The following is a 14,134-nucleotide window of genomic DNA, read 5'->3' on the forward strand; positions in this document are numbered from 1 at the left end:
TCTCGGTCAGTGGTTGTCAGTGCCGCTCAGACGCGCTGGCGGCGCAGTTCGTCTTCTTCGTCGCTGCCGCGTTCGGGTCGGCTGATGTCGATGCCCAGCGACTCCTCGGCGCGGAAGACGTCCTCGTCGAGGCCTTGAATGTCGATCTGCTGGCCAGCCGTCGACATCACCTCGACATTGAGGCAGAGCGCCTGCATCTCCTTGATGAGCACCTTGAAGCTCTCGGGGATGCCGGGCTCGGGAATGTTCTCGCCCTTGACGATCGCCTCGTACACCCGCACCCGGCCCAGCACGTCGTCTGACTTGATGGTGAGCAGCTCCTGCAGGCAGTACGCAGCGCCGTACGCCTCAAGCGCCCACACCTCCATCTCGCCGAAGCGCTGGCCGCCGAACTGTGCCTTGCCGCCCAGCGGCTGCTGGGTGATCATCGAGTACGGACCGGTGGACCGGGCGTGGATCTTGTCGTCGACCAGGTGGGCAAGCTTCAGGATGTAGCTGTAGCCCACCATGATCGGCTCGTCGTACGGCTCGCCCGTGCGCCCGTTGTAGAGCGTCGTCTTGCCCGTGTCGGTCATGAGCCTGTCGCCGGTGACCGACTCGGGACGCAGGTTCGCCAGCGTCTGCTGGATGGTGGGATGGCGGCCCGCGGCCTCCTCCTCGTCCCAGCGGGCGCCGTCGAACACCGGCGTGGCGATGAACACCGACGGCTGGGTGGTGGGCCGCGTCTTGCGGGCAGTGTTGCTGACGGGCTCGGCGCCGACCATCTGCTCGTTGCCGCTCGCGTCGGTCGCTTTCCAGCCCCAGCGGGCCGCGTACCCCAAGTGCGCTTCGAGCACCTGGCCGACGTTCATGCGGCTGGGCACTCCCAGCGGGCTCAGGATGATGTCCACCGGGGTGCCATCAGCCAGGTACGGCATGTCTTCGACCGGCAGGATCTTCGAGATCACACCCTTGTTGCCGTGGCGTCCGGCCAGCTTGTCGCCCACGCTGATCTTGCGCTTCTGGGCCACATAGACGCGCACGAGCTGGTTCACGCCAGGCGGCAGCTCGTCGTCGGCGTCGCGGCTGAACACCCGGATGTCGGTGACCACGCCGTTCTCGCCGTGAGGCACCTTGAGCGAGGTGTCGCGTACCTCGCGGGCCTTCTCGCCGAAGATGGCACGCAGCAGCCGCTCCTCGGGGGTGAGCTCGGTCTCGCCCTTGGGGGTGACCTTGCCGACCAGCACCGCACCCGGCTCGACTTCGGCGCCGATGCGCACGATGCCCTGCTCGTCGAGGTCGGCGAGGATGTCGTCGGCCAGATTGGGGATGTCCCGGGTGATCTCCTCGGGCCCCAGCTTGGTGTCGCGTGCATCGATCTCGTACTCGTGAATGTGGATCGACGTGAGCACGTCGTCCTTCACCAGACGCTCGGACAGGATGATGGCGTCCTCGAAGTTGTAGCCCTCCCACGCCATGTAGGCCACGAGGAGGTTCTTGCCCAGTGCCAGCTCGCCGTGGTCGGTGGAGGGACCGTCGGCGATCACCTGGCCGACCGACACCTTGTCGCCGGGGCGGACCAATGCCTTCTGGTTGATGCAGGTGTCCTGGTTGGAGCGCCGGAACTTGAGCAGCGGGTACACGTGCTCGTCGCCGTCGGCGGATTCGAGCACGACCTGATCGCCGGTGATGTCGGTCGCAACGCCGTCGGTCTCCGACAGCACCATCTCGGCGGCGTCGGCCATGGCCAGCCCCTCGATGCCGGTGCCGATGTAGGGGGCCTCGGCCCGCAGCAGGGGCACTGCCTGGCGCTGCATGTTGGCGCCCATGAGCGCCCGGTTGGCGTCGTCGTGCTCGAGGAACGGGATCAGCGCGGTGGCCACCGACACGATCTGTTTCGGCGAGACGTCCATGAGCTGGACTTCCGACGCCGGCACGTAGCTGATCTCGGTGGTGGCCGCGAAGTAGGTGTCGCGCTCCATCTGCAGCCGCAGATCCTCGAGGCTGGCGCCTTGGGGGCTCTTGCGGACCAGCACGCGGGGGTTGCGGAACGAGCCGTCGGGATTCAGCGGCGCGTTGGCCTGCGCGACCACGAACTCCTCTTCCTCGTCCGCGGTCAGGTAGCGCACTTCGTGGGTCGCCTTGCCGTCTTTGATGACCCGGTAGGGCGACTCGATGAAGCCGAACTCGTTGACGCGGGCAAACGTGGCGAGCGCTCCGATGAGCCCGATGTTGGGACCCTCGGGCGTCTCGATGGGGCACATGCGGCCGTAGTGGCTGAAGTGCACGTCGCGCACCTCGAAGCCGGCACGCTCACGCGACAGGCCGCCCGGGCCCAGCGCGGACAGGCGACGGCGGTGGGTGAGCCCTGAGAGCGGGTTCACCTGGTCCATGAACTGGCTGAGCTGGCTGGTGCCGAAGAACTCCTTGGTGGCCGCCACGACCGGCCGGATGTTGATGAGCGTCTGTGGCGTGATCGCCTCGACGTCCTGGGTGGTCATGCGCTCGCGCACCACCCGCTCCATGCGGCTCAGCCCGATGCGCACCTGGTTCTGGATGAGCTCGCCCACCGAGCGGATGCGACGGTTGGCGAAGTGATCCTGGTCGTCGAGCCGGTAGCCGGGCTCGGCGTTGGCCAGATGCAGCAGATAGCTGGCGGTGGCGAGCACCTCGCTGCGGGTGAGCACTGTCGACTCGGGATCGGGCCGGATCAGCTCGGGATGGTCCACTGCGCGCGCATCGTCAGCGTCGACGAAGTCCAGGTCGAACAGCTCGGCCACGCGGTCCAGCTCAGGGCCCAGCTTGCGATTCAGCTTGTAGCGGCCCACCTTGGACAGCGAGTAGCGACGATCGTCGAAGAAGGCGTTCTGGAAGTAGTTGTTGGCCGCATCGGCGGTGGCCATCTCGCCGGGACGCACTCGCTTGTACAGCTCGATGACCGACTCTTCCTGTGACGGTGCGACCAGGCGGTCCTTCTCCCACTGCGGCTCGAGGAAGTCGAAGTGCTCGACGAAGCGCTCGAGCAGCCCGGGGTAGCGGTCCTCGCCATAGCCCAGCGCCCGCAGCAGCGAGAAGATGCTGAGCCGGCGCTTGCGGGCGACACGGCTGCCGGCGGTGGGGTCCTTGCCCGGCTTGTGCTCGACGTCGAACTCGATCCACTCGCCGCGGTAGGGGTGAATGGTCGCGGTCACGAGCTGGTGCTTGGACATGTTGCGCAGCCGGTATCGCTCGCCGGGCTGGAAAATCACACCCGGCGATCGCACGAGCTGGCTGACCACCACGCGCTCGGTGCCGTTGATGATGAACGTGCCCTTGGGGGTCATCATCGGGAAGTCGCCCATGAACACGGTCTGCGCCTTGACCTCGCCGGTGTGGGCGTTCTTGAACTCGGCGCGCACGAAGATCGGCGCCGAGTAGGTCATGTCGCGTTCCTTGCATTCCTCCACCGAGAACTTGGGCGGGGGACGAAGGTCCTCATCGTGCGGATCGAATGAGAAGACCAGCTGCAGGTGCCCACCGAAGTCGCTGATGGGACTGATATCAGCGAAGGTCTCTGCGAGTCCGACGTCGAGAAAACGTTGGAAGGAATCCTTCTGGATCGACACGAGGTCCGGGAGTTCCAGGACTTCGTCGAGGTTGCCGAACGAATAGCGTTCGCGGCCGACACGAGACGACAACGGACTCTCCTAGTGGTTCAGTTGTGCGGGATGGGTCGCGGGCGACTGCCGGTGGCAACCAACGGGGGGTTGGAGGCGCGCGCAGTCGCGAGGGTCCGCAGCGATCAGTGACCTCAACGCTCGGTCTCGATGCTGGGGACTGGTGGGGTGCGCGAGAAAAGAGGCCACCTGTGCCACGGCTGGATCAACGCTATCGGGGACCCCGCTGGCGCCACAACTGCGACGCCCGGGCTGCGTTGGAGGTGGCCGTGATGGATCAGGCGACTTCGACGGTGGCGCCGACTGCTTCGAGGGCCTCCTTGGCCTTGTCGGCGTCGGCCTTGGGAACGCCCTCGAGCACGGCCTTCGGCGCCGCCTCGACGAGGTCCTTGGCCTCCTTGAGGCCGAGGCTCGTGAGCGAGCGGACCTCCTTGATGACCTGGACCTTCTTGTCGCCGATTGCAGTGAGCGTGACGGTCACCTCGTCGACGGCGTCCTCGGCGGCTTCGCCCTCGCCGTCGGCAGCAACGGCTCCCGTTGCCACCATCATCGGGGCCGCCACCGCTGCGGTGACGTCGAAGCGCTCTTCGAACGCCTTCTTCAGTTCGACCAGCTCGAGCACCGTCATGTTGCCGATGGCGTCGAGGATCTCTTCGGTGGATGTACTCACTGGTTGTTCTCCGTGTCTGTAGGGGCGGCTGGGTCTGTTGGGTCTGTTGGGCTTCGATCGATCAGGGCTTGTACGAGGCCGGACATCTCGCCGATGAGGTTGCTCATCATCGAGGCGAGTGAGCCCAGCGGCGCAGCGAGCACTCCGAGCATCTGGGCCATGAGCTCGTCGCGCGACGGCAGGTCGGCGAGGTCGCGCACCTGGCCGTCGCTGAGCAGGGTGCCGGCCAGGATGCCGCCCTTGATGACCAAGGCTTCGTGCTCGTCCGCGAACGTGCGCAGGGCCTTGGCCGCCGCGGAGGGATCCTTGCCGCAGAAGGCCAGCGCTGTCGGGCCCAGCAGCAGCTCCATGACCCCGTCGGGGGCATCGTCGGTGAGCGCACGGCGGACCAGCGTGTTCTTGAAGATCTTGTAACGGCAGTCGGCATCAATGAGACGACCGCGCAAGTCGGCCATCTCAGTCACGTCAAGGCCTCGGTATTCGGTGAACAGCACCGCCTCGGCCTCGGCGAATCGCTCGCGCACCTCGTCGACGACCGCCACCTTGTCGGCCCGCGGCGGTCGTGGGGGCGCTGCAGTGGCTGCGGGCACTCGGGGACCTCCTGGTTGGTGAGAGTCGTCGTTGTCGGGCGGGTAGTTGCTCCCGGCCCCGGATCGGGCGCCGGTCCGCAGACCAGACAGAACCGCACCCCGACGCTGACGCGCACAGGAAGCCAGTCCGCCTCGTCAGGCTCGACCCGTGCCGCTTGCTCAAGTCGAGCAAGCTCCTGAACTGGGTTCAGACGGGGCCGATTTCAGGCCGGAGCCACCGGAGATCTACGGCGAGCAGGTTGTAGAAGCCAGAACGCTACCGGCGGTCGCAGTTGTGTCCAACCGCCGCGATCAGCCGAAGTCGGCGGGGTCAATCTGAACTCCGGGACCCATCGTCGAGGAAACCACCATCTTGCGGACGTAGCGCCCCTTGGCGCTGGCGGGCCGCGCACGAGTGAGCTCGTCCATGACCGCCGCGAGGTTCGCATTCAAGTCTTCGGCCGAGAAGCTGACCTTGCCAATTGCGAGGTGCACGTTGCCGTAGCGATCGGTGCGGTATTCCACCTTGCCGCCCTTGAACTCGCCGACGGCCTTGCCGACATCGGGGGTCACCGTGCCCGACTTGGGATTGGGCATGAGCCCCCGCGGGCCAAGCACCTTGCCCAAGCGGCCCACCACGCCCATCATGTCCGGCGTTGCGATGGCCACATCGAATTCGGTGTATCCGGCCTCGACCCGCTCCGCGAGATCGGCACCGCCCACGATGTCGGCGCCCGCCTCGGAGGCTGCCGCAGCCGCGTCGCCCTGTGCGAACACCGCAACGCGCACGTCGCCGCCGGTGCCCGAGGGCAGTGCGACAGTGCCTCGGACCATCTGGTCGGCCTTGCGCGGATCGACGCCGAGGCGGACCGACAACTCGACCGATTCGTCGAATTTGGCGGTGGCGAATGTCCTCACCATGTCGATCGCCTGGGCCGGCTCGTGCATCATCTGCCGGTCGTAGCGGCGAGTGGCGTCCGCGTACTTCTTTCCTGCCATCTGAGACTCTCCTGTAGCGCGGGCCAGCTCAGCCGGCGACTTCGATGCCCATCGAGCGTGCGGTGCCGATCACCTGCAGCTTGGCGGCCTCGATGTCACGGGCGTTGAGGTCAACCATCTTGACCTGCGCGATCTCGGCGACCTGGGACTCGGTGACGTGAGCCACCGTCTCGCGACCGGGGTTCTCGGCGGCCTTCGTGAGCCCGGCAGCTTGGCGCAGCAGCACCGACGTCGGCGGCGTCTTTGTGATGAAGGTGAACGAGCGGTCCTCGAAGATCGTGATCTCGACCGGCACGATGGTGCCTCGCTGGCTCTCGGTCTTGGCGTTGTAGTCCTTGCAGAAGTCCATGATCGCCACGCCGTGCGGGCCCAAGGCGGTGCCCACCGGCGGCGCGGGCGAGGCCTGGCCCGCGGGGATCTGGATCTTGACGACTGCAGCGACACGCTTGCGCCTCGGTGCCCGTGCTGCGTTGTCTGCCATGTTGTGCTCCTGAATCTGGGGTGAGTCTGCGCTGGGGCTGCAGCTCAGATCTTTGCGACTTGAACGAAGTCGAGCTCGACGGGAGTCTCCCGGCCGAAGATGTTCACCAGCACCTTGACCTTGAGCTGTTCCTCGTTGATCTCGATCACCTGACCTTGGAAGTCCGAGAACGGACCCTCCTTGATGCGCACGCTCTCGTCGATCTCGAAGATCATCGACGGCTTGGTGCGGCGCGGCATCTCGGGCCCCTCGTCGGGCTCTGCCAAGAACGCCTCGACCTCCCTGCGGCGCAGCGGCGAGGGCTTGCCGCCGGGCCCGGCGTAGCCCGTGACACCCGGCGTGCTGCGAATCATGTGGTGGGCCTCATCGCTCGGGCGGCAGCGGATCAGCAGGTATCCCGGGAACACCTTCTTCTTGGCAACCACCTTGCGGCCGGCCTTGAACTCGATCACGTCCTCCATGGGGATCGCGACCTCGTGGATCTGGTCCTCCATGTCAAAGGTGCCGATCCGGGCTTCGAGATTCTGCTTGACCTTCTTCTCGTAGCCCGACTGGGTGTGGACCACGAACCAGCGGCCGGGCCGGTCATAGGGCGATACACGCTTCGGCTCGGGCTCGGGCTCGGCGGGGGCGAGCAGTTCGTCCTCGGTGAGCACGTCGGCGAGGGCGCCCTCGGCCGCGGGCTCGTCGACGCTCTCGACTGCGCCGGTGTCGTCTGCGGCCTCGGCGGCTGGCGGGGCCAGGGTGGTCGCGGATTGCGACGTCAGCAGGCGGCGAGCCGCGGCCATCGGGTCGGACTCGGGTGCGGTGGAGGTTTCGGTCAGATCACTCATGTTCGTCAGCTCGGTTTCGGTCAGTTCACGTCGAAGAGGCGCAGCACAGCCTCGCCAAGAATCCAGTCGAATCCTGCGATCATCGCCGTCAGGATCACGATCGTGATGAAGACGACGATCGAGTAGTTGACGAGCTCGGAGCGGGTCGGCCAGATGACCTTCTTCAGCTCGGAGCGAACCTCGCCTACGAACTGAGCCGGTCCCGCCCGTTCCGTCGTCGGCGATGCCGCGGGAGCCTGGCGCCGCTCGCGCCGGCCCGCGGGTGTGCCGTCCGCCGTCATCTCGCCCTGGCGCTGCAGGTGACGGCGTGTCCGTCGGTTCATGGCCATCGGGGATGTCTCCGGCTTGGGTTGTCGTGGGTGTGGGCGTGGCTGATCCGCCCTGCTGGCGCTCAGCGGGGCGGCGGAAGCGCAGGGCAGGAGGGACTCGAACCCGCAACCGCCGGTTTTGGAGACCGGTGCTCTACCAAATTGAGCTACTGCCCTCGGCATTGGCGTACCGCAAGCGGTGCGCGTATGACACAGGTGCGGGCTGTATGTCCGCCGGAACAGGCTACCGGCAGGCATCTGGGTCGCGTCCCAGGGGCTTGCGGTAGCGGGACTGGGACTCGAACCCAGGACCTCACGATTATGAGCCGTGCGCTCTGACCAACTGAGCTATCCCGCCAAGAAATCGCATTGCAGCCTACTGACCGCACCAACAACGCCTGCAGCCAGGACCTCACGATGCTGCGTCCAATGCGGCGACCGCAAGCGGCCGCCGCTGCCGTGCGCTCTGACCAACTGAGCTATCCCGCCGAATTGTGCCGCAGGGTAGCGGCGAGCCCCGTGCCGGAATCGAACCGGCGACACCAGCCTTACCATGGCTGTGCTCTGCCTACTGAGCTAACGGGGCAACGCTCGTGCGCCATCGCCAGCGATGTGCGCCGAACAGTGTGGGGTCCGGAGTGTATCCGTGGCCCTTCGGTAGCTTCGCTGCCATGCGAACCCGGCTGGCCACGATGGCCGACGCCGATGCGATCGCGGAGATCTACAACCGCGAGGTCACCGAGGGCACGGCCACGTTCGACATGGTGCCCCGCTCATCGACCGAGCAAGCCGCCTGGATGCGGGAGCACTCGGGCGCCTACCCATGCCTCGTCGCGGTGCCCGGCGACGACGATGCCGAGCCCGACGGCACCGTGCTGGGCTGGGCCTGCCTGTCGCCCTACCGCACCCGCCCGGCGTACTCGACCAGCGTCGAGGACTCCATCTACGTGCATCGCGACCACCAGGGGCGCGGCGTGGGCAGCCTGCTGCTCGGCGACCTCGTGGCACTCGCCGACGACCACGGCTTCCATGCAGTCTTCGCCCGGATCGCCGATGCCGGCGCTGCATCGGTGGCGCTGCACGCCAAGCACGGCTTCGATCTCGTCGGCGTCGAGCGAGAGGTGGGTCGCAAGTTCGGGCGCTGGCTCGACGTCACCCTCATGCAGCGCCTCCGTCCCGCCTGAGGCTGAGCCGCGGGTCAGAAGTGCCAGGGGAATTGCTCGTATTCGGGGTCGCGCTTTTCTAGGAAGGCGTCGCGGCCTTCGGCGGCCTCGTCGGTGCCGTAAGCCAGGCGGGTGGCCTCGCCGGCGAACACCTGCTGGCCCACCAGGCCGTCGTCGATCAAGTTGAACGCGAACTTGGCCATGCGCTGTGCGGTGGGTGAGCGCGACACGATCTCGGCCGCCCACTCCAGCGCCACAGACTCCAGCTCGGCGTGGGGCACCACTGCGTTGACGTCGCCCATGTCGAACCGCTCCTGCGCGGTGTAGGTGCGGCCGAGGAAGAAGATCTCGCGGGCCTTCTTCTGGCCGATCTGGCGGGCGAGATAGGCCGAGCCGAAGCCGCCGTCGAAGCTGGCCACGTTGGTGTCGGTCTGGCGGAACCGGGCGTGCTCAGCCGAGGCGATCGTCAGGTCGCACACCACGTGCAGGCTGTGACCGCCGCCTGCCGCCCAGCCGTTCGCCACGCAGACCACCACCTTGGGCATCATCCGGATCAGCCGCTGGCACTCCAGGATGTGCAACCGCCCGGTGCGAGCCGGATCGATGTCGGCAGCCGTCTCCCCGTCGGCGTAGCGGTAGCCGTCCTTGCCGCGGATGCGCTGGTCGCCGCCCGAGCAGAACGCCCAGCCGCCGTCGGCGGGTGCGGGGCCGTTGCCGGTGAGCAGGATGCAGCCCACGTCGGGCGATTGGCGGGCATGGTCGAGCGCCCGGTACAGCTCGTCGACGGTGTGCGGGCGGAAGGCGTTGCGCACATCGGGCCGGTCGAACGCGATGCGCACCGTGCCGTGCTCGTTGCTGCGGTGGTAGGTGATGTCGGTGAAGTCGAACCCGTCGACCGCACTCCAGCGAGACGGGTCGAAGATGTCCGAGACGTGTGGCAAGAACGGCATAGGTGCTCCGAGACCAGTGGCTTGGAGGCACGGTATTGGATCGAGGCGCCGCACCGGTCAACGAGCGGTGCGGCGCGCGAGACTGCGGGCTCGGTGCCCACCGACGGGGCCGCACTGAAGGGACTGCGACATGAAATTCGGGCTCAGGTATTGCAACACGGGCCGATTCGCCACCGACACCGCGCTCGCCGCCGAACTGGTGCAGGCGGGCGAGGCGGCCGGATTCGAGTCGGCATGGACGGTGGAGCACACCGTGATCCCGTCGGGCTACCAGTCGCAGTACCCCTACAGCCCCGACGGCAAGATGGCCGGCGGCGTCGAGGATCTGCTGCTGCCCGATCCGCTGATGTGGATGGCCTACATGGCGGGCGTCACGTCCACCATCAACTTCGGCACCGGCATCCTGATCGTGCCCCAGCACAGCCCGGTGGTGTGCGCCAAGCAGATCGCCACGCTCGACCACATGTCGGGCGGCCGGGTGCTGTTGGGCATCGGCGTGGGCTGGATGCGCGAGGAGTTCGAGGCCATCGGCGTCGGCGATCACTTCGACGACCGAGGCCCGCGCACCGACGAGTACGTGGCCGCGATGCGCGAGCTGTGGTCGGCTGATCGGCCCACGTTCCACGGCGAGTTCGTGAACTTCGACGCGGCGTACTGCCGGCCCCAGCCGGTGAACGGCTCGGTGCCGATCATCGTGGGCGGCGATTCCAGGGTCGCGGCCCGGCGAGCCGGACGCCTCGGCGATGGCTACTTCCCGGCGCGCGGCGCCCCATGGGACCTCATCGACCTCGCGCGCCAGACCGCCGCCGAGCACGGCCGCGATCCCGACGCGCTCGAGATCACCGTTCAGTTGCCCAACGACCTCGACGAGATCCCTGAGTTGGCCCGCCGCGGCGTCAGCCGGATCGCGGTACCCGTGTCACCGATGGCAGGGCTGCAGACCGTCATCGCGACGCCCGACGACGCCAGCGGCTGGGCCGAAACCATCGAGCGCTTCGCCGACCTCTAGCAGAAACGGAATTCGACGAGGTCGTCGCGGGCGTACTGGTCGGGCAGGGCGACTTCCCAGACCAGGTAGGCCTCCATGGCGGCTCGTGCCACCTCGGCGTCGGCGGGGTCGTAGGGCAGCGGCGGCTGGCGTGAGCGGATCGCGGCCGCGGTCTCGTCCGCGGCACTCTCGACGAGCTGGGCATCGTCGAGCCAACCCGGCTCCAGCACGCAGGCGTCCCAGCCCATCTGGACGAGCCATGACGCGGTCATGGTGGCGCCGATGCCGTCGCCGTCGGCCAGCACGACCCGGGCCCCTCGAGTCGCCAGGTACTCGTCGGTTGCCTGCACCAACTGGCCGCCAGGCGCACCGGTCGCGCCCGGCAGGTGCCCAGCGGCGAATTCCTCGGGCGTGCGCACGTCCATGAAGTAGGTCGTGCGGCCGTCATCGGCGAGCCAGCCGTCGAGCTGGGAGCGGTCGATCGTGCGAACCCCGCAACGTTCTGCCACGGCCTGCGCCGCCACCGCGGCCTGGGCTCGACCGGCCTCGCTCGGTTCGGGGGCCAGCTCGTCGCGGCCATGTTCCAGCTCGAGACCGGCCAGCTCCCAGCCCATCGTGCCGTCCTTCAGCGCGTACACGGCGTTGGGTAGCCCGGCCGAACGCAGCGACTGCGCGCCCATGATGCTGCGGGTCCGCCCGGCACAATTCACCACGACCGTGGTGCCGTCGTCGATCAGGTCGCCCACCCGGCGCACCAGCTCACCGCCGGGGCACGACCGGCCGGTCGGGATGCTCATGCGGTTGAACTCGCGGCGGGTGCGCGAGTCCACCACCACCAAGTCGCGGCCGTCGGCCAGCCAGCCCGCCAGCTCGCTCGCCGTCACGTGCGGCGTGCCGAAGTGCTCCTCGACCAGCTCGCCGAACAGCTTGGACGGCACGTTGATGCCCGAGTACAGCTCGCCGCCCGCTGCCGCCCACGCATCGATACCGCCGTCGAGCACCGCCGTGTCGGTGTAGCCCAGCACCGTGAGCTCCAGGGCGACAGCCGCGGCCTGTCCCCCGCCGTCATCGCACACCACGACCGGCGTGCCCAGCCGCGGGATGCGCGCGGCCACTTCGAGGCCCACGTGGCTTGGCGGCAGGTTCGCTGCGTACAGCAGGTGCCGCTGGGTGAACTCGGTCGGCTCGCGAGCATCCACCAGTGCCAGCTCAGTGCCGTTGCCGCGCAGCAGGCCGCGATGCCGCTCCACCAGCTCAGCCGCTGTGATCGTGCGAACGTCGGCCATCACTCTTCCTTCACAACCGCGGCACGCCGCACCCGGGAACGGCTCGGCCAACAGCCGTCGCCCAGCGAACGCGCCGCCACCCGACCGTGTCCGAGTGGCTCAGGCAGCGGCCGTCGCTGGATAGCCCGGGCGGGCCTCGACGATGCTGCTCGAGTCGGCGAAGACCCGCCACTCGCCTTCGTCGGCATTCCAGTACCGGCGACCGATCATGTTCTCCATCGCCAGGCCGTAGCAGTGGAAGTTGGTCGAGGCGCCCTCGATGTGGATCGAGTGCACGTCGTGGCCCAGCATCGCCACGCCGGTGCCGCGCTCGACCAGGGTCTCTCGCTCAACGTGCGGCTCGCCTTCGCCGGCACAGCAGTCGTAGAAGCGATTCAGCTCCCGGCCGCGCATGCCCACGATGACCGCCCAAGTGAGGTGCTCATGCGGCGGGGCCGACGTGCCTTCGCCCACGCTCTGGACATACAGCGCCAGCGTGCCGTCATCGTTCTGGGCGAGGCGGTAGTTGTGCGAGCCGCGCTCGCCGTCGGGCGCCGGGAAGTCCTCCGCCGGGAACAGGTGCTCGTGGGTGGCCAGCTCCAGCAGCCGCTCCTTGATGCGGGCGATGCCGGCCCGGTCGATGCCGCCGTGCTCGCGGCCATGCGCATCGATCTTGGCAATGTCCTCCATCGCGTCCGCGACCGCTGCGGCCCGCTCGGCCGCCCTCTTCTCCCCGGCGTCCGATGCACTCATGGGTTCATCCTCTCAGAACAGGGTGAGGTATTGGTCGACCTCGCCGGCGGTGACGACGCTGTGGTGGGCCAGGAATTCCGCCTTCTTGGTTTGTGCGAAGTAGTCGCGGTAGGGGCCCTCGGCGGTGTCGCCGAGCCCTGCGGCGAGCACCTCGCATCCCTCGAGCTCCTCGGCGGCGTGCAGCAGCGTGGGCGGCAGCACCGCAATCCCCTTCGCCGCCACGTCTTCGGCAGACATGGCATGCAGGTTGTCCATGTTGGGCGCGCCCGGGTCGATGCCGTTGTCGATGCCGTCGAGCCCGCAGGCCAGGTACGCAGCGAACATCAGGTACGGGTTGGCGGCCCCGTCGCCGAGGCGGATCTCGATCCGGTCGGGCTCGGGGATGCGGATCATCTGGGTGCGGTTGTTGCCGCCGTACGCCGCATAGGCCGGCGCCCAGGTGGCCCCCGAGGTGGGCGCACCCACACCCATGCGCTTGTAGGAGTTGACGATCGGGCACACCACCGCCACCAGCGAGCGGGCGTGGCGCAGCAGCCCGCCCACGAACTGGTAGGCCAGCTCGCTGAGGCCCAGGCCCTTGGTGTCGGGCCCGCCGGCGGTGCCGCCGATGAACAGCGGATCATCGGTGTCAGCGGTCCACAGGCTCAGGTGGGTGTGCAGCCCGTTGCCGGTCTTGTCGGCGAACGGCTTGGGCATGAACGTGGCGTAACGGCCGTCGCGCTGGGCCAGCGTGTGCACCATCAGCCGGAACAGGATCAGCCGGTCGGCGGTGGTGAGGGCGTCGGAGTACAGCCAGTTCTGCTCGTACTGTCCGTTGGCGTCCTCGTGATCGTTGGCGTAGTTGCCCCAGCCCATGGCATCGAGGTTCTTCGACACCGCTTCGAGGTGCGGCAGCATCCGGGTGAGTCCCCGGGCGTCGTAGCAGGGCAGTGTCAGGTTGTCGCGCTCGTCCGCCACGGCCAACGAGCCGTCCTCGTTGCGCACCACCAGCGAGTACTCGGCCTCCACGCCGCACTTGAGCACCAGGTTGCGCTCGGCCGCTGCCTCCAGCGCCCGGCGCAGGATCACCCGCGGCGCATAGGGCCACAGCTCGCCCTCCACGGTGGGATCGCACTGCATGGCGGCCACGTTTGGCTGCCACGGCAGCTGGGTGTACGACGCCGGGTCGGGCAGGGCCAGGATGTCGGGGCTGGAGGGATCCTGGCCCATCGGGCCTGCGGCGAAACCGGCAAAGCCGGCGCCGTCGCTCAACAAGCCCTCCAGCGCGCTGACCGGCACCAGCTTGGCGCACGGCTTGCCGTGCATCTCCACGAACATGGCGTAGATGAACTCCACGCCGTCGGCCTCGGTCTTGGCTCGGATTTCTTCGAGTGCGTCGATCGCGCTGCTCATGATTCGCCCCCCCGGCGTGTTCGGATCGAGGCCGTCAGATCGTCGGCCATGCCCCCGCGCGCACAGTAGTCAACGAAACCGATCAGCCCGGATGGACCGTGCAGGCATCTGGCCGCAGGAGGCGAAGC

The 14,134-nt window shown here is 67.9% G+C and carries 13 protein-coding genes and 3 tRNA genes; 2 read left to right on the forward strand and 14 right to left on the reverse strand.

Annotated elements, in window-relative coordinates:
- Positions 1 to 26: 26 nt before the first annotated feature.
- The 10 genes from ACOGW9_RS07670 to ACOGW9_RS07715 form a co-directional block, all read right to left on the reverse strand.
- Complete coding sequence (locus ACOGW9_RS07670; protein ID WP_419909957.1) at positions 27 to 3,656, reverse strand: DNA-directed RNA polymerase subunit beta; 3,630 nt, start codon at positions 3,654 to 3,656, stop codon at positions 27 to 29.
- A 256-nt stretch (positions 3,657 to 3,912) separates the two neighbouring features.
- Entirely contained in the window at positions 3,913 to 4,305 is a 393-nt protein-coding gene (rplL, locus tag ACOGW9_RS07675; RefSeq protein WP_419909959.1) for a 50S ribosomal protein L7/L12, read from the reverse strand.
- Positions 4,302 to 4,895, reverse strand: coding sequence for a 50S ribosomal protein L10 (gene rplJ / locus ACOGW9_RS07680; RefSeq protein ID WP_419909961.1), 594 nt, complete (start codon positions 4,893 to 4,895; stop codon positions 4,302 to 4,304). The genes rplL and rplJ overlap by 4 nt, the downstream gene beginning before the upstream one ends.
- A 291-nt stretch (positions 4,896 to 5,186) precedes the next feature.
- On the reverse strand, positions 5,187 to 5,873 hold the full coding sequence (gene rplA, locus ACOGW9_RS07685) for a 50S ribosomal protein L1 (protein ID WP_419909963.1): 687 nt from the start codon (positions 5,871 to 5,873) through the stop codon (positions 5,187 to 5,189).
- Positions 5,874 to 5,901: 28 nt separating this feature from the next.
- A complete protein-coding gene (rplK, locus tag ACOGW9_RS07690; protein WP_419909965.1) occupies positions 5,902 to 6,354 on the reverse strand; it encodes a 50S ribosomal protein L11 in 453 nt (150 codons plus the stop codon).
- A 44-nt stretch (positions 6,355 to 6,398) separates the two neighbouring features.
- Positions 6,399 to 7,187 carry a transcription termination/antitermination protein NusG gene (gene nusG, locus ACOGW9_RS07695; RefSeq protein WP_419909967.1) on the reverse strand — a complete coding sequence of 263 codons (789 nt, stop codon included), beginning with the start codon at positions 7,185 to 7,187 and terminating at the stop codon, positions 6,399 to 6,401.
- 20 nt (positions 7,188 to 7,207) lie between these two features.
- Positions 7,208 to 7,516: a preprotein translocase subunit SecE gene (gene secE / locus ACOGW9_RS07700; protein WP_419909969.1), complete on the reverse strand. Its 309-nt coding sequence runs from the start codon at positions 7,514 to 7,516 to the stop codon at positions 7,208 to 7,210.
- Positions 7,517 to 7,598: 82 nt separating this feature from the next.
- Positions 7,599 to 7,672 (reverse strand) — tRNA-Trp (locus tag ACOGW9_RS07705).
- A 107-nt stretch (positions 7,673 to 7,779) separates the two neighbouring features.
- Positions 7,780 to 7,853: transfer RNA gene (locus ACOGW9_RS07710), tRNA-Met, on the reverse strand.
- Positions 7,854 to 8,008: 155 nt separating this feature from the next.
- Positions 8,009 to 8,081 (reverse strand) — tRNA-Thr (locus ACOGW9_RS07715).
- A gap of 85 nt (positions 8,082 to 8,166) precedes the next feature.
- On the opposite strand from ACOGW9_RS07715, the gene ACOGW9_RS07720 reads away from it, so the two are divergent.
- Positions 8,167 to 8,679 carry an N-acetyltransferase family protein gene (locus ACOGW9_RS07720; protein ID WP_419909971.1) on the forward strand — a complete coding sequence of 171 codons (513 nt, stop codon included), beginning with the start codon at positions 8,167 to 8,169 and terminating at the stop codon, positions 8,677 to 8,679.
- 14 nt (positions 8,680 to 8,693) lie between these two features.
- Here ACOGW9_RS07720 and ACOGW9_RS07725 read toward each other — a convergent pair whose 3' ends face one another.
- On the reverse strand, positions 8,694 to 9,608 hold the full coding sequence (locus ACOGW9_RS07725) for a 1,4-dihydroxy-2-naphthoyl-CoA synthase (RefSeq protein ID WP_419909973.1): 915 nt from the start codon (positions 9,606 to 9,608) through the stop codon (positions 8,694 to 8,696).
- A 130-nt stretch (positions 9,609 to 9,738) separates the two neighbouring features.
- Between ACOGW9_RS07725 and ACOGW9_RS07730 the strand changes: the two genes are divergently transcribed.
- A complete protein-coding gene (locus tag ACOGW9_RS07730) occupies positions 9,739 to 10,617 on the forward strand; it encodes an LLM class F420-dependent oxidoreductase (RefSeq protein ID WP_419909975.1) in 879 nt (292 codons plus the stop codon).
- Here the strand turns inward: ACOGW9_RS07730 and ACOGW9_RS07735 are convergent.
- The 3 genes from ACOGW9_RS07735 to glnT form a co-directional block, all read right to left on the reverse strand.
- Positions 10,614 to 11,882 carry a rhodanese-like domain-containing protein gene (locus tag ACOGW9_RS07735; RefSeq protein WP_419909977.1) on the reverse strand — a complete coding sequence of 423 codons (1,269 nt, stop codon included), beginning with the start codon at positions 11,880 to 11,882 and terminating at the stop codon, positions 10,614 to 10,616. The genes ACOGW9_RS07730 and ACOGW9_RS07735 overlap by 4 nt on opposite strands.
- Before the next feature lie 99 nt (positions 11,883 to 11,981).
- Positions 11,982 to 12,614, reverse strand: coding sequence for a cysteine dioxygenase (locus ACOGW9_RS07740; RefSeq protein ID WP_419909979.1), 633 nt, complete (start codon positions 12,612 to 12,614; stop codon positions 11,982 to 11,984).
- Positions 12,615 to 12,626: 12 nt separating this feature from the next.
- A complete protein-coding gene (glnT, locus tag ACOGW9_RS07745) occupies positions 12,627 to 14,006 on the reverse strand; it encodes a type III glutamate--ammonia ligase (protein ID WP_419909981.1) in 1,380 nt (459 codons plus the stop codon).
- Between the last annotated feature and the right edge of the window lie 128 nt (positions 14,007 to 14,134).

Origin of the sequence: Candidatus Poriferisodalis sp., from assembly GCF_965203655.1 — a bacterium.
In the GTDB taxonomy this organism is placed as follows: Bacteria; Actinomycetota; Acidimicrobiia; order Acidimicrobiales; family Poriferisodalaceae; genus Poriferisodalis.

Excerpts from the sequence above, each read along its gene's own strand:
- ACOGW9_RS07735 (WP_419909977.1), bottom strand. The coding sequence starts at position 11,882 with ATGGCCGACGTTCGCACGATCACAGCGGCTGAGCTGGTGGAGCGGCAT.
- ACOGW9_RS07730 (WP_419909975.1), top strand. The coding sequence starts at position 9,739 with ATGAAATTCGGGCTCAGGTATTGCAACACGGGCCGATTCGCCACCGAC.
- secE (WP_419909969.1), bottom strand. The coding sequence starts at position 7,516 with ATGGCCATGAACCGACGGACACGCCGTCACCTGCAGCGCCAGGGCGAG.
- ACOGW9_RS07720 (WP_419909971.1), top strand. The coding sequence starts at position 8,167 with ATGCGAACCCGGCTGGCCACGATGGCCGACGCCGATGCGATCGCGGAG.
- rplK (WP_419909965.1), bottom strand. The coding sequence starts at position 6,354 with ATGGCAGACAACGCAGCACGGGCACCGAGGCGCAAGCGTGTCGCTGCA.
- nusG (WP_419909967.1), bottom strand. The coding sequence starts at position 7,187 with ATGAGTGATCTGACCGAAACCTCCACCGCACCCGAGTCCGACCCGATG.
- rplA (WP_419909963.1), bottom strand. The coding sequence starts at position 5,873 with ATGGCAGGAAAGAAGTACGCGGACGCCACTCGCCGCTACGACCGGCAG.
- ACOGW9_RS07725 (WP_419909973.1), bottom strand. The coding sequence starts at position 9,608 with ATGCCGTTCTTGCCACACGTCTCGGACATCTTCGACCCGTCTCGCTGG.
- ACOGW9_RS07740 (WP_419909979.1), bottom strand. The coding sequence starts at position 12,614 with ATGAGTGCATCGGACGCCGGGGAGAAGAGGGCGGCCGAGCGGGCCGCA.
- glnT (WP_419909981.1), bottom strand. The coding sequence starts at position 14,006 with ATGAGCAGCGCGATCGACGCACTCGAAGAAATCCGAGCCAAGACCGAG.